Below are 22,053 nucleotides of genomic sequence, written 5' to 3' on the forward strand. Positions count from 1 at the left end.
CGATTTCATATCGACAGGGAAGCCAAACGGCAACAGAGATTAGCTGCGAAAGGGCAGGTGGGAATCCATGTTTCGCAATGTCGCTGAATTGGTGGCGCTGGCGGAAAATGAGCAGACGAAAATCGCTGAGGTAATGATCCGCCACGAAATCGAGGTGAGCGGGCGGAGCCGGGAAGACGTGATCGCGCAAATGGACCATCATTTGTCCGTTATGGAGCGCGCCGTGGAAAGAGGTCTGCAGGGGGTGTCGTCCCGCTCCGGATTGACTGGTTTTGATGCGGTGCGAATGCAACGCTATATTGAAGCCGGGCGGTTTTTGTCTGGAGAAACGATTTTGGACGCCGTCAGCAAAGCCATGGCAACGAACGAAGTGAACGCGGCGATGGGCGTCATTTGCGCCACGCCGACGGCGGGAGCGGCCGGCGTCGTCCCAGGAACGCTGTTTGCTGTGAAAGAAAAACTGCGGCCGACGCGCAAAGAAATGATCGAGTTTCTGTTTACGGCCGGAGCGTTCGGCTATGTGGTCGCCAATAACGCTTCGATTTCCGGCGCGGCGGGCGGCTGTCAGGCGGAGGTGGGCTCAGCGGCGGGCATGGCCGCTGCAGCGCTCGTTGAGCTGGCTGGTGGAACGCCGAGCCAAGCGGCGGAAGCGATGGCGATCGCGCTGAAAAACATGCTCGGCTTGGTTTGCGATCCGGTCGCCGGCCTTGTCGAGGTGCCGTGTGTAAAGCGGAACGCGATGGGGGCGGCGAATGCCATGATCGCCGCCGATATGGCGCTAGCCGGCATCAAAAGCCGCATTCCGTGCGATGAAGTGATCGAAGCGATGTATCGGATCGGCGCGGCCATGCCGGTGGCGCTCAAAGAGACAGCGCAAGGGGGGTTGGCCGCCACGCCGACCGGCCGTGCGATCGCGGCCCGCATTTTCGGCGCTTCCGCGGCGACAAAGTGAGCGAAGCAATGCAACAGCCGGTGACGGCGGTCAAAGGCATTGGCGAGGAAACGGCAGCGGCGCTCGCCGACATCGGCATTCGCACCGTCGGCGAGCTGCTCGCTTATGCCCCGTATCGATATGACGATTACGAGCAAAAAGATTTGGCCGCCGTCCGGCACGAGGAAAAGGTGACGGTAGAAGGAAAAGTGCATAGCGCGCCTGTGCTGACGTATTATGGGAAGAAGAAATCGCGCCTTTCCTTTCGGCTGCTGGCCGACCGCTATTTGATCACCGTCGTTTGCTTCAACCGCCCGTATTTGAAGGAAAAAATCACCCTCAATGAAACGGTGACCGTGATCGGAAAATGGGATCGGCACCGGCAGACGATCAATGCGTACGAACTCCGGTTCGGACCGGCGCCGGAGACGACGGGCATCGAGCCGGTTTATTCCGTGCGCAGTCCGCTGACGGTCAAGATGATGCGCCGGCTGATGAAAGCGGCGTTTGACCAATTCGGTTCGCACATTCCCGAGCTGCTGCCGCCCGCGCTGCGCCGCGCCTACCGTCTCGTTGACAAGCAGGAAGCTCTTCGCGCCCTTCATTTTCCCCGTTCGCGCGAAGAGCTGCACCAGGCGCGGCGGCGGCTTGCCTACGAGGAGTTTTTGCTGTACCAGTTGAAAATGCAGGCGCTAAGGAAAATCATGCGCGACGAACGGCGCGGCGTCGCCCATTCGTATTCGGAAGAACAGCTCGCCTCGTTTCTTGCCGGATTGCCGTTTTCCCTTACGAACGCCCAGCGCCGCGTCATCGATGAAATTTTGGCCGATATGCGGGCGCCCCGGCAAATGAATCGGCTTTTGCAGGGCGATGTCGGGTCAGGCAAGACGGTCGTCGCCGCCGTTGCCTTGTATGCGGCTGCCTTATCGCGGTTTCAAGGAGCGCTGATGGTGCCGACGGAAATTTTGGCCGAACAGCATGCCCGTTCGCTCGCGGAGCTGTTTGCCGGCACTGATGTCACCTTGGCGCTGTTGACCAGCTCTGTGAAAGGAAAACGGCGCAAGGAAGTGCTAGCTGAACTCGAGGAAGGGACGATTGACATTGTCGTGGGCACGCACGCCTTAATCCAAGAAGGGGTGCAGTTTCACCGCCTCGGCCTTGTCATTACCGATGAGCAGCACCGTTTTGGCGTTGAACAGCGCCGCATTTTGCGCGAAAAAGGACATGCGCCGGACGTATTGATGATGACGGCAACGCCGATCCCGCGCACGCTCGCGATGACAGTATTTGGCGATATGGACGTATCGGTGCTGGACGAAATGCCGGCCGGGCGCAAAAAAGTCGAGACGTATTGGGTGAAGCATCATCAGTTCGCGCGCGTGCTCGATTTCATCGAAAAAGAATTGCGCCGCGGCCATCAGGCGTATGTCATTTGCCCGCTCATCGAAGAATCAGAAAAACTCGATGTGCAAAACGCCATCGACGTTCACAGCCAGCTCGTCCATTACTATCGCGGAAAATACGAAGTCGGGCTCATGCACGGCCGGCTGTCTCCGGAGGAAAAAGAGGCGGTCATGCGCGCGTTCAGCGAAAACCGCATTCATGTGCTCGTTTCCACGACGGTGGTGGAAGTCGGAGTCAATGTGCCAAACGCGACGGTGATGGTCATTTATGACGCCGAACGGTTCGGATTGGCCCAGCTTCACCAGCTGCGCGGCCGGGTCGGCCGCGGCGACGCGCAGTCGTACTGCATTTTAATCGCCGATCCGAAGTCCGAAATCGGCAAAGAACGGATGCGGATCATGACGGAAACGACGGACGGGTTTGTGCTCGCGGAAAAAGATTTGGAGCTGCGCGGGCCGGGCGATGTGTTCGGCACGAAGCAAAGCGGTCTGCCGGAATTCCGCTATGGCGACCCGGTGCACGATTATCGCATTTTCGAAGTCGCTCACCGCGATGCCGCCAAACTGATCGCCTCGCCGGCGTTTTGGCGCGGCGAGGCGTATGCGGGGTTGCGGGCGGAATTGGAGGCGTCCGGCGCGCTCGGCGGGGAAAAATGGGACTGAGGCGACGGAGCGGGAGCTGCCGGTGTCGTCGCGGTCCACTTTTTTTGCTTGCATTTCGGCTGTTGATATTATATATTACTTTTAGTACCTAGTCATAAATTCGGACGGTGTAACGAGCGATGAGAAAAAGCAAACGCGAACGGCAACGGCTGCTGCAGGAGACGATCCGCGAAAATCCGTTTGTGACCGATGAGGAGCTGGCGGAGAAGTTTTCTGTCAGCGTGCAGACGATCCGCCTTGACCGGCTTGAGCTCTCGATTCCCGAGCTGCGCGAGCGGATTAAACACGTCGCCCGCCAGTCGTTCGCCGATAAAGTGCGGGCGCTGCCGCTTGAGGAAGTGATCGGCGACATCATTGACATCGAACCGGATGCGAGCGCGATTTCCATTTTTGATGTCAAAGAGGAGCACGTGTTTCGGCGCACCCGCATCGCCCGCGGCCACCATTTGTTCGCCCAAGCGAATTCGCTCGCGGTTGCCGTCATCCACGATGAATTGGCGCTGACGGCAAAAGCGACGATCCGCTTTGTACGGCAAGTGAAAGAAGGCGAGCGGGTCGTAGCGAAGGCGAAAGTGACCGGAAAAACGGAAAGCGGGCGCACGGTCGTTGACGTAAACAGCTATGTCGGCCAAGAGCTCGTGTTTTCCGGAACGTTCGAAATGTATCGTTCAAACATGGAAAAAAAGGATGGCGACAGCAATGAACATCGCGATTGATGCTATGGGGGGAGATCACGCCCCGCATGAAATCGTGCTTGGCGCGGCAAGGGCCGCCGCGCACTTTCCCGATATTCGCATCACGTTGATCGGCGATGAAGCGAAAATTCGCCCGCATTTGCCGAGCGAGGAGCGCATCGCGGTCATTCACACCGATGAAGTGATCGAGGCGGCCGATGAGCCGGTGCGGGCGGTGCGGCGCAAAAAACGTTCGTCGCTTGTGCGCATGGCCGAGGAAGTGAAAGAAGGGCGCGCGGACGCCGGCATTTCCGCCGGCAACACCGGGGCGCTCATGGCCGCCGGGTTGTTTGTCGTTGGGCGAGCGGCCGGCATCGACCGACCGGCGCTCGCGCCGACGCTGCCGACGGTGGACGGAAAAGGGTTTGTCTTTTTAGACGTCGGCGCCAACGTGGACGCCCGCCCGGAACATTTGCAGCAATATGCGCTGATGGGGCATGTGTACGCCAAGCAAGTGCGGGGGATCGCGAACCCGCGCATCGGTTTGCTCAATGTCGGCACCGAAGACCAAAAAGGGAATGAAACGATGAAGCGGGCGTTTGCTTTGCTGAAAGAAACCGATCTTCATTTTATCGGCAACGTCGAAGCGCGCGATTTGCTGCAAGGGGCGGCTGATGTCGTCGTCGCTGACGGTTTTTCCGGCAATGTCGCTTTAAAAACGATCGAAGGAACAGCGATGGCGCTGTTTTCCTTGCTCAAGCAGGCGCTGACAAGCAGCGTGGCGGCCAAGCTCGCCGCTGCCGCCCTCAAACCGAAGCTTGTTGGGCTGAAAAAGATGATGGACTACTCCGAATACGGCGGGGCAGCGCTGTTTGGCCTGAACGCCCCTCTGATTAAAGCGCACGGTTCGTCCGATGCGAACGCTATTTTCCACGCGGTCCGCCAAGCGCGTGACATGGTGGCCCATGATGTGATCGGCACCATCAAAGCGGAGCTGGAGCGGGCTGCATTGATCAAGGAGGGATAACGATGGGGAAGATCGCCTTTTTGTTTCCTGGACAAGGGTCACAGGTCGTCGGCATGGCCAAAGATGCCGCCGACCATGACGCCCGCGCCCGCGCGGTCATTGAAGCGGCCGACGAGCGGCTCGGGTTTCCGCTTTCCGCGCTCATGTTCAACGGGCCGCAAGAGGAGTTGACGCTCACGTACAACGCCCAGCCGGCGCTTTTGACCGCGAGCATCGCCTTGCTCGAACTCGTCAAAGCGGCCGGGCTGAGCGCCGATTATGTCGCCGGACATAGCTTGGGCGAATATACGGCGCTCGTTGCCGCCGAGGCGATGTCATTTGCCGATGCGGTCTATGCCGTTCGCCGCCGCGGCGAATTGATGAATGAGGCGGTGCCGGCCGGCGAAGGGACGATGGCGGCCGTTTTGGGAATGGATGCCGCGGCGCTCGAGGCGGTGACGAGCGAAATCACCGCCCAAGGCGATCCGGTCGCGCCGGCGAACTTCAATTGCCCGGGGCAAATCGTCATCTCCGGTTCGAAAGCCGGGGTGGAAAAAGCGGGGCAGCTGGCAAAAGAGCGCGGCGCCAAGCGCGTCATTCCGCTTGAGGTGAGCGGGCCGTTCCATTCTGTGCTCATGAAGCCGGCGGCCGAACAGCTGAACGCCGTCTTGGCGGGCTTAACCATTCGCGACGCTGCCATTCCGGTCATTGCCAACGTGACGGCCGAGCCGGTGACGAAGAAAGAAGACATCGCCGATCTGCTCGTGCGCCAACTCTATTCACCGGTGCGCTGGGAGCAGTCGGTGCGCACGCTGTTGGCGCTTGGGGTCAACACGTTTGTGGAAATCGGCCCAGGGAACGTGTTGTCCGGCCTCGTGAAAAAAATCGACCGCAACGTCCGCGTTTATGCGGTGAACGATCTCGCTTCCCTAGAAGCGGTTGTTGCGGCGCTGAAAGGAGAATAACGATGCTCGAAGGAAAAATCGCCCTCGTCACCGGAGCGTCGCGCGGCATCGGTCGAGCTGTCGCGCTGGAGCTCGCCCGCCAAGGGGCGAACGTCATCGTCAACTATGCCGGCAGCGAAGCAAAGGCGAACGAAGTGGTCGAAACGATTCGCTCGCTTGGTCGCGAGGCGTTCGCCGTGCAGGCGGACGTCGCTTCTGCCGCCGATGTGGAACGCATGGTCAAAGCGGCGCTCGACTCATTCGGCCGCCTCGACATTTTGGTGAACAACGCCGGCATTACGCGCGACAACTTATTGATGCGGATGAAGGAAGAAGAATGGGATGCCGTGATTAACACGAACTTAAAAGGGGTATTTCTTTGTACGAAGGCGGTCGCGCGGCCGATGATGAAGCAGCGCTACGGACGGATCGTCAACATCGCGTCGGTCGTCGGCGTGATCGGCAACCCGGGGCAGGCGAATTACGTTGCCGCCAAAGCCGGCGTCATCGGGCTGACGAAGACGGCGGCGCGCGAACTCGCCAGCCGCCACATTACGGTCAACGCCGTTGCGCCGGGGTTCATCACGACCGATATGACGGAAGCGCTCAGCGCGGAGCAAAAAGAAACCATGCTAAAACAAATTCCGCTCGCCCGCTTTGGCGAGCCGGATGACGTCGCCCGCGTTGTCGCGTTTCTCGCCTCGGATGCGGCCGGCTATATGACCGGCCAGACGCTTCACGTCGATGGCGGCATGGTCATGCCGTAATCGGCACGGACCGGAAAACGCCGGTGGAAAACGCGGGCCGTCCGCTCGGGAACGAACGGCCGCAGCGGGCCCGCGTTCGGGCATGGATGGGGGAAGGCGCGCTTGGCTGCCGCATTCCGCCATCAGCCCTCTAGTATTTTTACGGCCAATCGACTATAATCATGAAGGGAGGTGAAGGCGAATGGCAGACGTACTCGAACGGGTAACGAAAATTATTGTCGACCGCTTGGGCGTGGACGAATCGCAAGTGACGCTTGAGGCATCGTTCAAAGATGACTTGGGCGCCGACTCGCTGGATATCGTCGAATTGGTCATGGAGCTAGAAGACGAGTTCAACATGGAAATTTCCGATGAGGAAGCGGAAAAAATCGTCACAGTCGGAGATGCTGTGAACTACATAAAAAGCCGTTTGTAATGCTGCTTTTTGCAAAGTCCCGTTGCTCCGAACGGGGCTTTCTCTGCTTTTTCGGGAACATCGGGCGGGCGGCCCGCTCGCGTAGCAGGCCGGTGAACGGATATAATAAAAGGGAGATACGGCCAGTTTTGGTTGGAACGAAGTCGGAGGGCAGTTGTATGTCAAAACAAAAAGAGCGCATCCATGAAAAAAGGCGGGCGAAGTTTCAAGAGCTGCAACAAAAAATCGGCATCACGTTTCAAAACGAAAAACTGCTGATTCAAGCGTTCACCCATTCATCGTATGTGAATGAGCATCGGCGGCGGTTCCATGAGGACAACGAACGGCTCGAGTTTTTGGGCGATGCGGTGCTCGAATTGACCGTTTCGCAATATTTGTTCCAAAAGTTTCCGCACATGAGTGAAGGACAGCTAACGAAACTGAGGGCCGCCGTTGTGTGCGAGCCGTCGTTAGTCAAATTCGCCAATGCTTTGTCGTTCGGCGAGCTCGTTTTGCTTGGCAAAGGCGAAGAGCTGACCGGCGGGCGGACGCGTCCGGCGCTGCTCGCTGACGTGTTTGAGGCGTTTATCGGCGCTCTGTATTTGGACCAAGGAATGGACGCCGTCATTCGCTTTTTGGAACAAACGATGTTCCCGAAAATCGATGAAGGTGCTTTTTCTCATGTGATGGATTTTAAAAGCCAGCTGCAAGAACTCGTGCAGCGCGATGGCAGCGGAACGCTTGAATACGCTATTTTGGAAGAAAAGGGGCCGGCTCACAATCGAGAGTTTGTCGCTAGGGTCGCGTTAAACGGCCAAGAGCTCGGGGTTGGCGTCGGCCGCTCGAAAAAAGAAGCCGAGCAGCATGCGGCGCAAATGGCGCTCGAGGCGCTGCGGGCCGCCGACAGGCAGTGAAAGGCTGGCGATGTTCCGTCAGTTCTTTTTTTTCAGCCGGCGTTTTTTCTTTTGCGATATGGTATATTGATAACGAGGATGAAAGAATCGAACATCCCGGTTCGCCACTGTGAACGTGGCGGACGATATGATAAGCGGAAAGATGGTGAGGCATCAGACCATGTTCCTCAAACGATTGGATGTAATCGGCTTTAAATCGTTCGCCGACCGCGTATCGATCGAATTCGTCCCCGGCGTAACGGCGGTCGTCGGTCCGAACGGGAGCGGCAAAAGCAACATTACCGATGCCATTCGTTGGGTGCTCGGCGAACAGTCGGCGAAATCGCTGCGCGGCGCCAAGATGGAGGACGTCATTTTTGCCGGCAGCGAATCGCGCAAGCCGCTGAACGTCGCTGAAGTCACGATCACGCTCGACAATGAAGACGGCTTTTTGCCGCTCGAGTATCAGGAAGTGAGCGTGACCCGGCGCGTCTATCGCTCCGGGGAAAGCGAGTTTTTCATCAATCGCCAGCCGTGCCGGTTGAAGGATATCGTCGATTTGTTTCTCGATTCGGGGCTCGGCAAGGAGGCGTTTTCGATCATCGGCCAAGGCCGGGTCGAAGAAATCTTAAGCAGCAAGCCGGAGGAACGGCGCACGATTTTTGAAGAAGCAGCCGGGGTGTTGAAATATAAATGGCGCAAAAAAAAGGCCGAAACGAAGCTGGCGGAAACGCAAGACAATTTGCATCGCGTCAACGACATTTTGCATGAGCTGACGCAACAGCTTGAACCGCTTCGCATGCAAGCTTCGGTCGCCAAAGAATATTTGGAAAAACGGGATGAGCTTGAACGCTTTGAAGTGGCGCTCATGGTGCATGACATCGAGCAGCTGCATCGGCAATGGAGCGAGTGGAACGAGGCGCTCAGCGAGCATCAACAGGAAGAGGGGAGAGTGGCGGCAGAACTACAAAAAATGGAGGCTCACATGGAGCAGCTGCGCGATCAAATAGCCGCCATTGACGAGTCGGTTGACGGTCTTCAACAAGTCTTGCTGTTGGCGAGCGAAGAGCTCGAAAAGCTCGAGGGGCGGAAGGAAGTGTTGAAAGAGCGGAAAAAACATGCGGCTCAGCGCATCGGCCAGCTCGAGGAAACGTCGGCCGCTTTGACAGCCAAGCGGCGCCGTTTGACAGAGCAACTCCGGGAGGAAAAAGCCGCCCTTGCCCAGCTCGAATCGTCCGCTGCCGCGCTCGAGAAGGAGTTGGGCGAACAGCAGGCGGCCCTAGCTGCCCAAGACATGGACATCGAAGAAGAGATGGAGCGGCGCAAGAGCGATTACATCGATCTCGTCCATGAACAGGCGGCATTGAAAAACGAACGTCTGCATGTCGAGCAAGCTCTCGAGAAGCTCCGCGCGAAGCGATCGGCAGCAGAGGAAGGGAACCGCCACTACGTCAAGGAGCGCGATGAGCTCGATCGGCAGCGAGCGGCGGTAATGGCTGAGCAATCCCGCCTCCAGCAAGCGATGGCCGCGGCAAGCAGCAGACTTCTTGCCCTTGAGGCGGCCCTCAAGGAACGGCGGGCGGAGATCGAACAGAAAAACGCCTCGCTTCAACAGGCGCGCCAATACCGGCAGCAGACGAAAGCGCGCCGGCAGTGGCTTGAGGAAATGCAGCAAGAGTACGCCGGCTTTCTTCAAGGAGTGAAAGAAGTGCTCAAGGCGCGCGGGCGGCTTTCGGGCATCCGCGGGGCGGTCGTGGAACTCATCCGCGTTCCCGACCGCTATGAAACGGCGATCGAAACGGCGCTCGGCGGCGCGATGCAGCACATCGTTGTCGAGAATGAACAAGCGGCGCGGCAAGCCATTCAATTTTTGAAAACAAACGGTTATGGACGGGCGACGTTTTTGCCGCTCGATGTCATCCAACCGCGCTCCCTTTCTGAACGGGAGCGGGCAGCGATCAGCGGCCATCCGGCGTTTGTCGGCATCGCCAGCGAGCTCATTTCGTACGATCGCGCCTTTGAGGCGGCGATCGCCCATTTGCTCGGTCATGTGATCGTGACGGCCGATTTAAAAGGGGCGAACGAATTGGCGCGACTGCTTCACTACCGGTACCGGCTCGTGACGCTCGACGGTGATGTCGTCAGCCCGGGCGGGGCGATGACCGGCGGCGGGACGGGAAAAAAAGCCGCCTCGTTGCTCGGACGAAATCGCGAGCTGGAGGCGCTTGCCGCCAAGCTGCGGGAAATGGACGATGTCATCGCCCGCTTGGAGCGCGACGTGACCGCAAAGCAGCGCGAATGCGAACAATGGGAAGGCGAAGCGGCGACGCTCAAAGCGGAGCTCGCTGCGCTCGAACAGGCGCTGCAACAAGAAAAAGAGAAGCAGCGCGAGCTCGAATGGCAGAAAAAGCGAATCGATGAGCAGCTCGCTTTTTATGATCAAGAAAAGGCCGGCGATGAACAAGAAATGGCGGCGCTCACGGCCCGCCTGGCCGGCTTAGACCGCGAGCTTGAGCAGCTGAACGGGAAGTTGCGGGCGATTGAGGAAGAAATTGAGCGGTTGCAGGCGCAGAAACAGACCGAGCAAACGACGAAAGAAGCGCTTCAGGCGGCGATCACCGAGAAAAAAATCGCGCTGGCGGAAACGAAAGAGCGCGTCAAGCACGCGCGCCGGAAAGCGGAAGAGATCGAGGCGGAGCTTGTGGAAACCGAGCGCGGACTGCAGCAGGCGGAGCGCGAACGCGCTTCTTTGCGCGCCGACATGGAAGCGCCGGAATGGAACGAGGAAGAACTGGAGCAGCTGCGGCGGCAAAAGCTCGAGGACAAGCAAAAAACGGTCGAGCTGATCGCCAGCCGCCGTGAACAGCGGCTTGACTGCCAACGGCGGCTTGAGCATTTGGAACGAGAATGGAAAGAAGCGAAGCGGCGTCATAAGCAGCTCATCGAAGTCGTCAAAGATGAGGAAGTGAAGCTGAATCGGCTTGACGTGGAGCTGGCCAATTTGCTCGCCCGCCTCGGCGAAGAGTACGGGCTGTCGCTGGAAGCCGCTCGCTCTCGGCATACGCTTGAGATCAGCGCCGATGAAGCGCGCAAGCGGGTGAAGCTCATCAAACGCGCCATCGAAGAGCTCGGTACCGTCAACTTGGGAGCGATCGACGAGTATGAGCGCGTTTCCGAGCGCCATCGCTTTTTGAGCGAGCAAAAAGCGGATCTCGAGGAAGCGAAGGCGACGCTTCACCAAGTTATCGAAGAAATGGACGAGGAAATGAAAAAACGATTTTTCTCAACGTTTGAACAAATCCGCGCCCATTTTGGCGAGGTGTTTCGTGAACTGTTCGGCGGTGGGCGCGCTGATTTGCGTCTGACCGATCCGAGCGATCTGCTCGAGACGGGAGTCGACATCGTCGCCCAGCCGCCCGGGAAAAAGCTCCAGCATTTGAGCTTGCTCTCGGGCGGGGAGCGGGCGCTGACGGCGATCGCGCTTTTGTTTTCGATTTTAAAGGTGCGGCCGGTGCCGTTTTGCGTCCTTGATGAAGTGGAGGCGGCGCTCGATGAGGCGAACGTGCAGCGCTATGCCCAGTATTTGAAGCGATTCAGCCGCGATACGCAATTTATTGTCATCACCCACCGGAAAGGAACGATGGAAGAGGCTGACGTATTGTATGGGGTCACCATGCAGGAATCGGGCGTCTCGAAGCTCGTTTCCGTCCGCCTTGAAGATTCGAAGCAGCTCGTGCAGTCATAACAGAAGGGAGGAGCCTCCATGGGCTTTTTTCAAAAGTTGAAGGAAAAATGGACGAAACAAGCGGATACGGTCACCGAAAAATTCAAAGAAGGGCTGTCGAAAACGAGAACGTCGTTTGCCGGGAAGGTGAACGATCTCATCGCCCGCTACCGGAAAGTGGATGAAGAATTTTTTGAGGAGCTCGAGGAAATTTTGATCGCTGCCGATGTCGGCGTGGCGACCGTCATGGAACTGGTCGACGAATTGAAAATGGAAGTGAAGCGCCGCAACATTCAAGATCCAGCGCAAATGCGCGATGTCATCGCCGAGAAGCTCATCGACATTTACCGCGCCGGCGCGGATGACAAAGAACTTTCCGCTTTGAATATACAAGAAGGCGGGCTGACGGTCATGTTGTTTGTCGGTGTCAACGGCGTCGGCAAAACGACGACGATCGGCAAACTTGCCCATAAGCTGAAAGCGGAAGGGAAATCGGTGCTCTTGGCCGCGGGCGATACGTTCCGCGCCGGGGCGATCGAGCAGCTTGAGGTGTGGGGCGAGCGCGTCGGCGTCGACGTCATTAAGCAAGCGGCCGGCTCCGACCCGGCGGCGGTCATGTATGACGCGATTCAAGCGGCGAAAGCGCGCAGGGTCGACGTCTTGCTGTGCGACACGGCTGGCCGGCTGCAAAACAAAGTGAATTTGATGAAAGAACTTGAAAAAGTGAAGCGCGTCATCAGCCGCGAAATTCCAGGCGCGCCGCATGAAGTGCTGCTCGTGCTCGATGCGACGACCGGCCAAAACGCCATGAGCCAAGCGAAGCTGTTTAAAGAAGCGACCGATGTGACCGGCATTGTGCTGACGAAGCTCGACGGCACGGCCAAAGGCGGCATCGTTTTGGCCATCCGCAATGAACTGAACATTCCGGTGAAGCTCGTCGGGCTCGGCGAGAAAATGGACGATTTGCAAGTGTTCGATCCCGAACAATACGTGTATGGACTGTTTGCCGATTGGCTCGACTCGTAAACGGACGCAACGACGTTCACGGGCACGGCCCCGCTCGGGGGCGGGCGCGCTCTGAAAACTAGATAACCGGAAAAGCGGAGGCGCCGACTGCTCGGGGGGCGGGGCGTTCGCTTCCAAATGGCCAAGCGAAGCGGCGGGCGCTTTTCTGCGCTTGACACGCAGAGAAAAAAACAGTACACTACATGGTTGTAAAGGTATTTTACTTAACAATGAGGGAGGGAGAGTCCAGTGCTGGAAAAAACGATGCGCATGAACTATTTATACGATTTTTACCAAGCGCTGCTGACGCCGAAACAGCGCAATTATATGGCGCTGTACTACTTGGACGACTACTCCCTCGGAGAAATTGCTGAGCAGTATCAAGTGAGCCGCCAGGCGGTGTACGACAACATCCGGCGCACGGAAGCGATGCTGGAACAGTATGAAGAAAAGCTCGGGTTGCTGCGCAAGTATGAACGGCGGCAGCAAGCGATCGAGCGGCTGAGAGACTACATCGACCGGCATTACGGCGCTGACGCCCAATTGGCGGCGCTCGTCGATGAGCTTGACGAACTCGACTAGGGAGGGAGACCGCCATGGCGTTTGAAGGGTTGTCTGAACGTTTGCAGCAGGTGATGAGCCGCATCCGCGGCAAAGGAAAAGTCACCGAAGCCGATGTGAAAGAAATGATGCGCGAAGTGCGCCTCGCGCTTTTGGAAGCCGATGTCAACTTTAAAGTGGTGAAAGATTTCATCAAACAAGTGAGCGAGCGGGCGGTCGGGCAAGAAGTAATGAAAAGTTTGACGCCGGGCCAGCAAGTCATCAAAATTGTCAAGGAAGAATTGACGGCGTTAATGGGCGGCGAACAAAGCCAAATTGCCGTCGCCAAAAAGCCGCCGACGGTTGTCATGATGGTCGGATTGCAAGGGGCGGGGAAAACGACGACGACCGGGAAGCTCGCCAACTGGCTGCGCAAGCGACATAACCGCAAGCCGCTTTTGGTAGCTGCCGACGTCTACCGGCCGGCGGCGATCAAGCAGCTCGAGACGCTTGGCAAACAGCTCAGCGTGCCTGTCTTTTCGTTAGGCGAGCACGAAAACCCGGTTGAGATCGCCAAGCGGGCGCTTGAGCAGGCGAAGGCGGAGCATTGCGATTATGTGCTCATTGACACCGCCGGACGCCTTCACATTGATGAGGGGCTGATGGATGAGCTCAGACAAATGAAAGAGGCCGTCAAGCCGGATGAAATTTTCCTCGTCGTCGACGCCATGACCGGGCAAGACGCCGTCAACGTCGCGCAAAGCTTTCACGAACAGCTCGGCATCACCGGCGTGATTTTGACGAAGCTCGATGGCGATACGCGCGGAGGGGCCGCGCTGTCGATCCGCGCCGTCACCGGGGCGCCGATCAAGTTTGCTGGGATGGGCGAAAAGCTCGACGCGTTGGAGCCGTTCCATCCGGAGCGAATGGCGTCGCGCATTTTAGGCATGGGCGATGTGTTGACGCTGATTGAAAAGGCGCAGGCCGCCGTCGATGAGGAGAAGGCGAAAGAGCTCGAGCAAAAAATGCGCACCGCCACGTTCACCCTTGACGACTTTTTGGATCAGCTTGGCCAAGTGCGCAAACTCGGACCGCTTGACGAGCTGATTAAAATGTTGCCGGGTGCCAATAAAATCAAAGGACTCGCCAACATTCAAGTCGATGAAAAGCAAATCGCCCGCGTTGAGGCGATCATTCGTTCGATGACCAAGGAAGAGAAAATGCATCCGGAAATCATCAACGGTAGCCGAAAAAAGCGGATCGCCAAAGGAAGCGGCACGACGGTGCAAGAAGTGAATCGGCTGCTCAAGCAGTTTGACGAGATGAAAAAAATGATGAAAATGATGACAAACGTCCCGAAAGGCAAAAAGAAAGGTTTCCGTTTTCCATTTATGTAAATCCAGATCTGTTAAGCGAAAAACCTTTACAAACGGAAGAAGAATTGTTAATATACTATCTTGTGTGAACACTATACGGAGGTGCGTACAAACTATGGCAGTAAAAATTCGTTTAAAACGCATGGGTGCAAAGAAAAAACCGTTTTACCGCATCGTGGTAGCGGACTCGCGTTCACCGCGCGACGGCCGTTTCATTGAAACGATCGGCACGTACGACCCGGTCGCTGAACCGGCGCAAATCAACATCGACGAAGAACTGGCGCTCAAATGGCTGCAAAACGGCGCCAAACCGTCGGACACGGTGCGCAGCTTGCTGTCGAAGCAAGGCATTTTGGAGAAGTTCCATCACTTAAAATACGGAAAATAAGCGGGATGGACATGAAACCGCTCATTGAAACGATCGTCAAGGCGCTTGTCGATCATCCGGAAGCCGTGGCGGTTGAGTGCCGCGAAGGCGAGGCGGCGTTGATTTGTGAACTGTCGGTGCATGACGATGACATCGGCAAAGTGATCGGCAAACACGGGCGGACGATCCAAGCGATCCGTACCGTGGTCGCCGCCGCTGCCGCCGGGGCGTCCAAGCGGGTGATCGTGCAGGTGAAGGACAAAGGGTGAGGAAGTTCCTCTCCCTTTTTTGATATCGTCAGGCCAAAGCTGGATGCGGTCGGCGAAGGCATGGTTTGATGCCGAAAAGGAGGGGGACGATGAAGCTCATTCAAACGGTCGAAGTGCGACAAGTGGTCACCGAGCGCAGCAAACAGACGCTTGCCGCCTCGTTTCTTCAGCGCAAGCAACAGCTTGAACGCGAATGCGACCAGCTTCGCTTTGAACAAAAACGGGTGGAAAAAAGTGGGAAGCACCCGCCCGCTTTAGTCAAGCACTATTTCGCCAAGGAAATCGATGATCGCATCGAGAAAATCAAGCTGCTTGAGTTCCAATTGGAGCAATTGCGCATCCTACCGTTAGGGAGCGAGTTAAAAGAGCGGGACGTTGAGGCGCTCATCGAGGTGAACGTCGGCGACCGATGGGAAGAGGTGACGAAGGCGCGCGCCATCATCATTGAAGACGGCGTCGTCAAAGAGATTCGCTAGGAAAGGATGAAGGGGATGGAACGGTGGTTTAACGTCGGCAAAATCGTCAACACGCACGGCATCCGCGGCGAAGTGCGCGTCATTTCGCGCACCGATTTTCCGGAGAAGCGATACAAGAAAGGAAACAAGCTGTATATTTTCCGCGAACGAGACGACGAGCCGATAGAAGTGACGGTGAAAAGCCATCGCGTCCACAAATCGTTTGACCTCTTGTCGTTTGAAGGCTATGACAGCATTAACGAGGTCGAACCGTTCAAAGGCGCGATGCTGAAAGTGCCAGAAAGCCAGCTGGGCGAGCTCGATGAGGGCGAGTATTATTTTCATGAGATCATCGGATGCATCGTCGTGACAGAAGGCGGAGAGACGATCGGTGCCGTCACGGAAATTTTGACGCCGGGGGCGAACGACGTGTGGGTCGTCCGCCGTGAGGACGGTTCAGACGTGCTCATTCCGTATATTGAAGAGGTGGTCATCCATGTCGATCCGGAGCAAAAAACGATCGTCATTCGGCCGATGGAAGGGCTGCTTGCGTGATGCGGATCGACATTTTGACGCTGTTTCCTGGCATGTTTTCCGGCGTGCTGAATGAATCCATTCTCAAGAAAGCGCAAGAAAAAGGAGCCGTCGCCATTCACCTCGTTGATTTCCGCGAATTTGCCGACAACAAGCACAAAACGGTCGATGATTATCCATATGGCGGCGGCGCCGGCATGGTGCTCAAGCCGCAGCCGATTTTTGATGCCGTCGAGCACGTCACCGCCGGATCGCCCCGCGCCCGCATCATTTTGCTTTGTCCACAAGGAGAGCGCTACACGCAAAAAAAAGCCGAGGAGTTGGCGAAAGCAGAGCATTTGGTGCTTATTTGCGGCCATTACGAAGGGTATGATGAACGCATCCGTCAATATTTGGCCACCGATGAAATTTCGATCGGCGACTACATTTTGACCGGCGGGGAGCTTGGCGCGATGGTGATTGTCGACAGCGTGGTCCGCCTCCTTCCGGGCGTGCTTGGCAACGAGGCATCGCCCGTCGATGACTCGTTCAGCTCCGGGCTGCTCGAGTACCCGCAATACACGAGGCCGGCCGATTTTCGCGGCCTGAAAGTCCCGGATGTGCTGCTGTCCGGAAACCATCAGCGGATCGCCGAATGGCGCGAGAAGGAATCGCTGCGCCGGACATTTTTGCGCCGCCCGGATTTGCTTGCCGATTACCCGCTTACCGACAAGCAAAAACAATGGCTGAAAGAGTGGGAAGAGGAACGTCAATAGCTATTGCCTGCACTCGCGATTTGTGCTATTATGTTCCTTGTGTGGCCTTAGGCGGTTGGCTTGAGGACGGAAAACGATGTTCCGCTGCAATGACGATTTTTCATTGGCATGAACATCTGTGGAAGGAGTGGAACGAGATGCATCATTTGATCCAAAAAATTACGAAAGAGCAGTTGCGGACCGATTTGCCGGATTTCCGCCCGGGCGACACGGTGCGCGTCCACGTAAAAGTCGTGGAAGGCAACCGTGAGCGCATCCAAGTGTTCGAAGGCGTCGTCATTAAACGGCGCGGGGCGGGCATCAGCGAAACGTTCACCGTCCGCAAAGTGTCCTACGGCGTCGGCGTTGAGCGCACGTTCCCGGTGCATACGCCGAAAATCGCCAAGCTGGAAGTCGTCCGCCGCGGGAAAGTCCGCCGCGCGAAACTGTACTACTTGCGTGAGCTTCGCGGCAAAGCGGCGCGCATTAAGGAAAAAACGGCTCAATAACGGACATCGTTGGGACGTAGCGGAAAAGGAGCTTGCTTTCAAGCTCCTTTTTTCGCTATTGCAAATTTGAACGTAGGTGGGATGATGATGGAACAGAAAAAAAGCGAATGGCGCGAATGGATGAAAGCCATTGTTGTCGCTGTCCTGCTCGCTGGGGGCATTCGCTATTTCATTTTCGCCCCGATCATTGTCGACGGCTATTCGATGATGCCGACGTTACATAATCATGAACGGATGATCGTCAATAAGCTCGCCTATAAAATAGGCACCCCGCATCGTTTCGACATCATCGTGTTTCACGCCGAAGCGGGGAGAGACTATATTAAGCGGGTCATCGGCCTGCCGGGCGACCGAATCGAATATCGAAACGACACGCTTTATGTCAACGGCAAGCCGTATGAAGAGCCATATTTGGCTGAAGCCAAAAAGCAAGTGGCTTATGGGCCGTTGACGGAGCCGTTCACGCTCAAAGAATTGACTGGACGGAGCACCGTGCCGAAAGGGTATTTGTTCGTGATGGGCGACAACCGCCGCTTCAGTAAAGATAGCCGCCATATCGGCTTCATTCCGATGTCGAAAGTCGTCGGCAAGGCGAGCATCGTCTATTGGCCGCTCCAGGACGCCCGCATCGTGAAATGACCCGATCGCAACCCGTTCAAAGCGCCAGCGGTGTGGTCGGGAGAAAGCTCGCTGCCCGTCGTTTCGGTTTTCATCCATACGGGCCGTCTCTTTCAGACGGAATCCACGATCGTGACGCATCGGCAGGCAACAAACAAAGCGTCATCACGAATCAACGAAAGGCAGGTGAAGGCTATGGCGACGATTCAATGGTTTCCCGGTCATATGGCGAAAGCGAAGCGGGAAGTGCAAGAAAAACTAAAATGGATTGATGTGGCTTTTGAGCTGCTTGACGCCCGTGTGCCGATGTCTTCGCGCAATCCTATGATCGATGAGATTCTTGGGCAAAAGCCGCGCCTCGTTTTGCTTAACAAGGCCGATATGGCCGATGAGGCGGTGACGGAACAATGGATTCGCTATTTTCGCGAGCAAGGGAAAACCGCGATCGCCATCGATGCGCAAAGCGGGACGGGAGTGAGGCAACTGGCTGCAGCGGCGAAAGAGATGGTGAAAGACAAATTCGCCAAGATGCGGGCCAAAGGGATTAAAAACCCGCGTCCGGTTCGGGCGCTCATCGTCGGCATTCCGAATGTCGGCAAATCGACGCTCATCAACCGGCTGGCGGGCCGCCATATCGCGAAAACCGGCGACAAGCCGGGAGTGACGAAGGCGCAGCAATGGATCAAGGTCGGCAAAGAAATGGAGTTGCTCGATACACCCGGCATTCTATGGCCGAAGTTTGAGGATGAGGATGTCGGTTACAAGCTGGCGGTGACAGGCGCCATCAAAGATGAAATTTTGAATGGGCAAGATGTCGCCGTTTACGCGCTCCGTTTTTTGTCCGCTCATTATCCGGAGCGGCTCCTTTCGCGTTATGATCTCGATGACATTCCCGCCGACATCGTCGCGTTGTTTGAGGCCATCGGGCGGCGTCGCGGCTGTTTGACAGCGGGCGGCGGCGTGGATTACGACAAAGTTGCGGAGATTGTGCTGTCTGATATTCGGACCGAAAAATTAGGCCGCTTAAGTTTTGAAGCGCCCGCTTTACGGACGTGAGCTGTCCGGCGGGCGTTTTTTTGCGGGCCGTGCTTGACGTCCGGCCTGATCGAACCGATAGTATAAGTAGAAGAGGGAGAGACGAATGAAACGGTATACGGTCAAGGAGATTGAGGCGCTTCTTCCACAGCTTGGCGCCGACGATCCGCATTGGGAATGGCTGCGGCGGGATGAGCGCAAGAGCGTGCAGGCGCTTCTCGCTCGTTTGGACAGGGAGCAGGCGCGCCGCCGGGCGGAGAAGCAGCGATGGGAAGCGTTGCTGCGCTGGGAGCGGGAGCTGTACGCGGCCGGCGCCGCTCGCATCGCTGGTATCGATGAGGCGGGCCGCGGTCCGCTCGCTGGTCCGGTTGTGGCCGCCGCCGTCATTTTGCCGGCAGGCGCTTACTTGCCGGGGCTTGACGATTCCAAACGGCTTACACCGGCTAAGCGCGAAGCGTTGTTTGCACAAATTGAAGCGTGCGCTGTCGCTATTGGCATCGGGATCGTCAGCGCGGCGGAAATCGATGAGTGGAATATTTACGAGGCGACGAGGCGGGCGATGGCGAAAGCGGTGGAGAACCTCTCCCCGCCGCCTGACTATTTGCTTGTCGATGCCATGACGGTTCCGAGCTCATTGCCGCAACGATCGCTGATCAAAGGCGATGCCAGCAGCGCTTCCATCGCTGCGGCATCGGTCATCGCCAAAGTCACGCGCGACCGCTGGATGACCGAATTGGACCGCCGCTATCCGCAATATGGATTCGCTCGCCATATGGGCTACGGGACGCCGGAACATTTACAAGCTATTCGCCGTTACGGAGTGACGCCTGAGCATCGCCGTTCCTTTGCGCCGGTGCGCGAAGCGCTCAATGAACATCGTTAACGGCTCTGATGATGGAAAAGCGAGGTGTAGCGCTCGCCCATCGCGCTTAATGGCCATCGATAACGATCGATTTTCTTTCATTCGTTGTTTTGCATGCGAACGGCTTTCGCCAAAGCGCCAAGCGATCCTCATGAATGACCGTTGCTCGTTTTCAGCGGGAGACGGCCAACGAGGACATCGTCCTGGAAAGCAAAAGGGCGCCGGTGTCGACCCGCTTTGCTTCACACCGTCCGAGCATGTCAACCTCATCGTATGGAAAGGGGTTGCATCGACACGGACGATCAAAGGGAAACGACGAGCTATATAAGTTGAAAGTTTGTTTTACATCCCGCTGATTACTCGACTCGTTCTATCATCATCAACTTGTACTTAGATGAAACCCGCAACGAAAAATCGGAAATTGTTTATGGCAACTTATATAGAAAGGGGGAGGGGAATGGTCGAGCGGATGGAACGAACGTTGCCGGTAGCTGCTGTGCGCGATCCGGCGTCTAGACGACCGTTGGCGCCAGGAGAGGCCATCATCGGCCGGGTGGAACAAGTGGAAGAGACGGAAACGGGAGAGCGGTCGGCGCTCGTTCGAGCCGGCGGCCAACTCATTCGTGCCCGGCTCGAAGCGACGCTCACTGAGGGACGGCTCTATTTGTTTGAAATTCACGAACAAGGCCGGTGGAAAGCGGTGCCGCTGTCGGGGGCGGGCGCCCATTCGCTTGAAGAGGCTGCGCGCCAATGGCAGCGCGCTTGGAAGCTGTCGGATGCCGCCTTGCCGGTGCTTCGCCAGGCGCTGAAAGCGGGAGCGGTTGTGACCAAAACGGAGGTGGTGAAGCTGGCCGAGGCGGCGCAGCAAACCGGGCAACCGGACAGCGCGGAAGAAGTGCTCGCCCATTTGTTTCGCCGCGGTTTGCCGCCGTCTCCGGCCGTGTTTCGCGCCCTGTGGGCAGCGAGAGCGGGAGCGCCGCTCGCTTCATTGTTGACGGAACTAAAGGCGGCGCTCGCCGCCCTTCCCGCCCAGCCGGGGACGGTGGCGCTCAGGCAGGACTTCGAACGTCTTCTTTCGCCCTCGCTGTTTGCCTACGAGACGGCAGCCCATGTAGCGTTAGCGGCTCGGCAGGAAGGAGCGGAGCCAGCGTCGGCGCTCTGGGCTCGCCTCGGGCTCGCCCCGTTGACCAAGGACGGCCGTATGGCGCTTCGCGAGGCGTTGCGGCAGCGGCGTTTTTCTGAAGTGGGGCGGCTGCTCGGTGTGACGGATGAGGAAAGATTTTTCGCCCGAGTTGCCGCGGTGGACGCCGCTTTTCGCCGCGGGGGGCTCCCTAGGGCGGAAGCAGAGCTGTGGGCGGCCGCCCGAACGGCCCGCGATCCGGCGCTGTCCGTGTTTCATTGGCTGCGCCGGATGGCGGCTCGCCTTGGGGTTGGCGACGAGGCGGAACTCGCCCGCGCGCTGAAAACGGGTTCGGCGCCTGTCGCGCCCTCATCGTTAAAAGGGCTGCTCCTTCGCCTTCTTCACGATCCGGAAACGAGCGGGGCGAAACGGACGGCGGAAGCGTTGCTTGACCGGCTGGACGGCATGGCCATCGCTTCGGGCCGCGACGGCGCGATGGAGCACGCGTGGCTCGCCTTTCCGCTTCCGCTTGGCCGCCATGACAGCGATTTGGTCGTCTATTGGCAAGGAAGGCGAAGCCATGAGCGGACGCTTGACACCGATTACAGCCGCATCGTCTGTTCGCTGACGCTTGAAGAGTTGGGCGAGGTGGTCGTCGATATGCGCGTGCAGCGGCGGATCGTTCACATTTCCATTTTTCACGATGATCCGCAGCTGTCGGCGCTGATCGCTCGGTTGTCCCCGCTCGCGAAAGAGCGGTTTCAGGCGCACGGTTATCGATTGTCAGGGGTGGATGTCAAGGCGGCGTCTGCCGCTTGCCCGCCTTCTCTCTTTCCGTTTCAAAGCGGCGGCAGCGGGGTGGACTGGCGGGCATGAGCGAGGGGAGAAAAAAGGCGGTTGCGTTGTCGTATGATGCCCATGTGGACGAAGCGCCCGTGGTAAAGGCGAAAGGGAGCGGGGCGGTCGCTGAGGCGATCATCGAGATGGCCGAACAACACGGCGTTCCGATCCGAAAAGACCCCGTGCTCGTTGAATTGCTCAGCGAAGTGGAGCTGAATGAGACGATTCCCGAAGAGCTGTATGCGCTCGTGGCGGAGCTGTTTGCGTTTTTATACGATCTAGACCGCGCCGCCAAAGAACAAAAAGCGGGGAAAGGATGAGGTTTCCTCTTCCCCGCTTTTTTTCATTATTGTGACGAAACGGTGGACAACCGGGAAACGTTAGGTATAA

At 57.5% G+C, this 22,053-nt stretch carries 23 protein-coding genes; all 23 read left to right on the forward strand.

Annotated features, from left to right (window positions below):
- The first annotated feature begins 67 nt into the window (after positions 1-67).
- Positions 68-952, forward strand: a complete 885-nt coding sequence (sdaAA, locus tag GC56T2_RS05710; RefSeq protein ID WP_033022926.1) for an L-serine ammonia-lyase, iron-sulfur-dependent, subunit alpha — start codon at positions 68-70, stop codon at positions 950-952.
- Complete coding sequence (gene recG, locus GC56T2_RS05715) at positions 949-2,997, forward strand: ATP-dependent DNA helicase RecG (protein WP_144973684.1); 2,049 nt, start codon at positions 949-951, stop codon at positions 2,995-2,997. The genes sdaAA and recG overlap by 4 nt, the downstream gene beginning before the upstream one ends.
- A gap of 119 nt (positions 2,998-3,116) precedes the next feature.
- Entirely contained in the window at positions 3,117-3,713 is a 597-nt protein-coding gene (gene fapR / locus GC56T2_RS05720) for a transcription factor FapR (protein ID WP_033022932.1), read from the forward strand.
- Positions 3,697-4,698 (forward strand): phosphate acyltransferase PlsX, encoded by a 1,002-nt coding sequence (gene plsX / locus GC56T2_RS05725; protein ID WP_144973686.1) that lies wholly within the window; start codon positions 3,697-3,699, stop codon positions 4,696-4,698. The genes fapR and plsX overlap by 17 nt, the downstream gene beginning before the upstream one ends.
- A 2-nt stretch (positions 4,699-4,700) precedes the next feature.
- Positions 4,701-5,642: an ACP S-malonyltransferase gene (fabD, locus tag GC56T2_RS05730; protein WP_144973688.1), complete on the forward strand. Its 942-nt coding sequence runs from the start codon at positions 4,701-4,703 to the stop codon at positions 5,640-5,642.
- A gap of 2 nt (positions 5,643-5,644) precedes the next feature.
- Positions 5,645-6,388 carry a 3-oxoacyl-[acyl-carrier-protein] reductase gene (gene fabG, locus GC56T2_RS05735; protein ID WP_144973690.1) on the forward strand — a complete coding sequence of 248 codons (744 nt, stop codon included), beginning with the start codon at positions 5,645-5,647 and terminating at the stop codon, positions 6,386-6,388.
- A 181-nt stretch (positions 6,389-6,569) separates the two neighbouring features.
- Entirely contained in the window at positions 6,570-6,803 is a 234-nt protein-coding gene (locus GC56T2_RS05740) for an acyl carrier protein (protein ID WP_011230691.1), read from the forward strand.
- A 158-nt stretch (positions 6,804-6,961) separates the two neighbouring features.
- Positions 6,962-7,696, forward strand: coding sequence for a ribonuclease III (gene rnc / locus GC56T2_RS05745; RefSeq protein WP_033022942.1), 735 nt, complete (start codon positions 6,962-6,964; stop codon positions 7,694-7,696).
- Between the two features lie 160 nt (positions 7,697-7,856).
- On the forward strand, positions 7,857-11,420 hold the full coding sequence (gene smc / locus GC56T2_RS05750; RefSeq protein WP_144973692.1) for a chromosome segregation protein SMC: 3,564 nt from the start codon (positions 7,857-7,859) through the stop codon (positions 11,418-11,420).
- Positions 11,421-11,438: 18 nt separating this feature from the next.
- A complete protein-coding gene (gene ftsY, locus GC56T2_RS05755) occupies positions 11,439-12,425 on the forward strand; it encodes a signal recognition particle-docking protein FtsY (protein WP_144973694.1) in 987 nt (328 codons plus the stop codon).
- 228 nt (positions 12,426-12,653) lie between these two features.
- On the forward strand, positions 12,654-12,986 hold the full coding sequence (locus tag GC56T2_RS05760; RefSeq protein ID WP_033022951.1) for a putative DNA-binding protein: 333 nt from the start codon (positions 12,654-12,656) through the stop codon (positions 12,984-12,986).
- A 14-nt stretch (positions 12,987-13,000) separates the two neighbouring features.
- Positions 13,001-14,341, forward strand: coding sequence for a signal recognition particle protein (gene ffh / locus GC56T2_RS05765; protein WP_033022952.1), 1,341 nt, complete (start codon positions 13,001-13,003; stop codon positions 14,339-14,341).
- Positions 14,342-14,435: 94 nt separating this feature from the next.
- Positions 14,436-14,708 carry a 30S ribosomal protein S16 gene (rpsP, locus tag GC56T2_RS05770; protein WP_033022953.1) on the forward strand — a complete coding sequence of 91 codons (273 nt, stop codon included), beginning with the start codon at positions 14,436-14,438 and terminating at the stop codon, positions 14,706-14,708.
- A gap of 11 nt (positions 14,709-14,719) precedes the next feature.
- Complete coding sequence (locus GC56T2_RS05775) at positions 14,720-14,956, forward strand: KH domain-containing protein (RefSeq protein WP_144973696.1); 237 nt, start codon at positions 14,720-14,722, stop codon at positions 14,954-14,956.
- An 89-nt stretch (positions 14,957-15,045) separates the two neighbouring features.
- The gene (locus GC56T2_RS05780; RefSeq protein WP_144973698.1) at positions 15,046-15,432 is read left to right on the forward strand and encodes a YlqD family protein; all 387 of its coding nucleotides are present in this window, start codon (positions 15,046-15,048) and stop codon (positions 15,430-15,432) included.
- 15 nt (positions 15,433-15,447) lie between these two features.
- Entirely contained in the window at positions 15,448-15,966 is a 519-nt protein-coding gene (rimM, locus tag GC56T2_RS05785; protein WP_144973700.1) for a ribosome maturation factor RimM, read from the forward strand.
- Positions 15,966-16,700 (forward strand): tRNA (guanosine(37)-N1)-methyltransferase TrmD, encoded by a 735-nt coding sequence (gene trmD, locus GC56T2_RS05790; protein WP_144977091.1) that lies wholly within the window; start codon positions 15,966-15,968, stop codon positions 16,698-16,700. The genes rimM and trmD overlap by 1 nt, the downstream gene beginning before the upstream one ends.
- A 137-nt stretch (positions 16,701-16,837) precedes the next feature.
- Positions 16,838-17,188 (forward strand): 50S ribosomal protein L19, encoded by a 351-nt coding sequence (rplS, locus tag GC56T2_RS05795; RefSeq protein ID WP_144973702.1) that lies wholly within the window; start codon positions 16,838-16,840, stop codon positions 17,186-17,188.
- 87 nt (positions 17,189-17,275) lie between these two features.
- The gene (lepB, locus tag GC56T2_RS05800) at positions 17,276-17,827 is read left to right on the forward strand and encodes a signal peptidase I (protein ID WP_144973704.1); all 552 of its coding nucleotides are present in this window, start codon (positions 17,276-17,278) and stop codon (positions 17,825-17,827) included.
- 174 nt (positions 17,828-18,001) lie between these two features.
- On the forward strand, positions 18,002-18,862 hold the full coding sequence (ylqF, locus tag GC56T2_RS05805; protein ID WP_033023254.1) for a ribosome biogenesis GTPase YlqF: 861 nt from the start codon (positions 18,002-18,004) through the stop codon (positions 18,860-18,862).
- Positions 18,863-18,947: 85 nt separating this feature from the next.
- Complete coding sequence (locus tag GC56T2_RS05810; RefSeq protein WP_144973706.1) at positions 18,948-19,724, forward strand: ribonuclease HII; 777 nt, start codon at positions 18,948-18,950, stop codon at positions 19,722-19,724.
- A 436-nt stretch (positions 19,725-20,160) separates the two neighbouring features.
- Complete coding sequence (locus tag GC56T2_RS05815) at positions 20,161-21,699, forward strand: flagellar hook-length control protein FliK (RefSeq protein WP_144973708.1); 1,539 nt, start codon at positions 20,161-20,163, stop codon at positions 21,697-21,699.
- Complete coding sequence (locus tag GC56T2_RS05820; RefSeq protein ID WP_033022976.1) at positions 21,696-21,983, forward strand: EscU/YscU/HrcU family type III secretion system export apparatus switch protein; 288 nt, start codon at positions 21,696-21,698, stop codon at positions 21,981-21,983. Before GC56T2_RS05815 ends, GC56T2_RS05820 begins: the two co-directional genes overlap by 4 nt.
- Positions 21,984-22,053: the final 70 nt, after the last annotated feature.

This window comes from Geobacillus sp. C56-T2, assembly GCF_007829715.1.
Classification (GTDB): Bacteria; Bacillota; Bacilli; order Bacillales; family Anoxybacillaceae; genus Geobacillus; species Geobacillus icigianus.

What these genes read in the sequence shown, in the direction of transcription:
- GC56T2_RS05815 (WP_144973708.1), top strand. Translation starts at nt 20,161, where the DNA reads ATGGTCGAGCGGATGGAACGAACGTTGCCGGTAGCTGCTGTGCGCGAT.
- GC56T2_RS05780 (WP_144973698.1), top strand. Translation starts at nt 15,046, where the DNA reads ATGAAGCTCATTCAAACGGTCGAAGTGCGACAAGTGGTCACCGAGCGC.
- fabD (WP_144973688.1), top strand. Translation starts at nt 4,701, where the DNA reads ATGGGGAAGATCGCCTTTTTGTTTCCTGGACAAGGGTCACAGGTCGTC.
- lepB (WP_144973704.1), top strand. Translation starts at nt 17,276, where the DNA reads ATGGAACAGAAAAAAAGCGAATGGCGCGAATGGATGAAAGCCATTGTT.
- sdaAA (WP_033022926.1), top strand. Translation starts at nt 68, where the DNA reads ATGTTTCGCAATGTCGCTGAATTGGTGGCGCTGGCGGAAAATGAGCAG.
- GC56T2_RS05740 (WP_011230691.1), top strand. Translation starts at nt 6,570, where the DNA reads ATGGCAGACGTACTCGAACGGGTAACGAAAATTATTGTCGACCGCTTG.
- ftsY (WP_144973694.1), top strand. Translation starts at nt 11,439, where the DNA reads ATGGGCTTTTTTCAAAAGTTGAAGGAAAAATGGACGAAACAAGCGGAT.
- GC56T2_RS05820 (WP_033022976.1), top strand. Translation starts at nt 21,696, where the DNA reads ATGAGCGAGGGGAGAAAAAAGGCGGTTGCGTTGTCGTATGATGCCCAT.
- ffh (WP_033022952.1), top strand. Translation starts at nt 13,001, where the DNA reads ATGGCGTTTGAAGGGTTGTCTGAACGTTTGCAGCAGGTGATGAGCCGC.
- plsX (WP_144973686.1), top strand. Translation starts at nt 3,697, where the DNA reads ATGAACATCGCGATTGATGCTATGGGGGGAGATCACGCCCCGCATGAA.
- trmD (WP_144977091.1), top strand. Translation starts at nt 15,966, where the DNA reads ATGCGGATCGACATTTTGACGCTGTTTCCTGGCATGTTTTCCGGCGTG.
- rnc (WP_033022942.1), top strand. Translation starts at nt 6,962, where the DNA reads ATGTCAAAACAAAAAGAGCGCATCCATGAAAAAAGGCGGGCGAAGTTT.
- smc (WP_144973692.1), top strand. Translation starts at nt 7,857, where the DNA reads ATGTTCCTCAAACGATTGGATGTAATCGGCTTTAAATCGTTCGCCGAC.
- GC56T2_RS05810 (WP_144973706.1), top strand. Translation starts at nt 18,948, where the DNA reads ATGAAACGGTATACGGTCAAGGAGATTGAGGCGCTTCTTCCACAGCTT.
- ylqF (WP_033023254.1), top strand. Translation starts at nt 18,002, where the DNA reads ATGGCGACGATTCAATGGTTTCCCGGTCATATGGCGAAAGCGAAGCGG.
- fapR (WP_033022932.1), top strand. Translation starts at nt 3,117, where the DNA reads ATGAGAAAAAGCAAACGCGAACGGCAACGGCTGCTGCAGGAGACGATC.
- fabG (WP_144973690.1), top strand. Translation starts at nt 5,645, where the DNA reads ATGCTCGAAGGAAAAATCGCCCTCGTCACCGGAGCGTCGCGCGGCATC.
- rplS (WP_144973702.1), top strand. Translation starts at nt 16,838, where the DNA reads ATGCATCATTTGATCCAAAAAATTACGAAAGAGCAGTTGCGGACCGAT.
- GC56T2_RS05775 (WP_144973696.1), top strand. Translation starts at nt 14,720, where the DNA reads ATGAAACCGCTCATTGAAACGATCGTCAAGGCGCTTGTCGATCATCCG.
- rpsP (WP_033022953.1), top strand. Translation starts at nt 14,436, where the DNA reads ATGGCAGTAAAAATTCGTTTAAAACGCATGGGTGCAAAGAAAAAACCG.
- rimM (WP_144973700.1), top strand. Translation starts at nt 15,448, where the DNA reads ATGGAACGGTGGTTTAACGTCGGCAAAATCGTCAACACGCACGGCATC.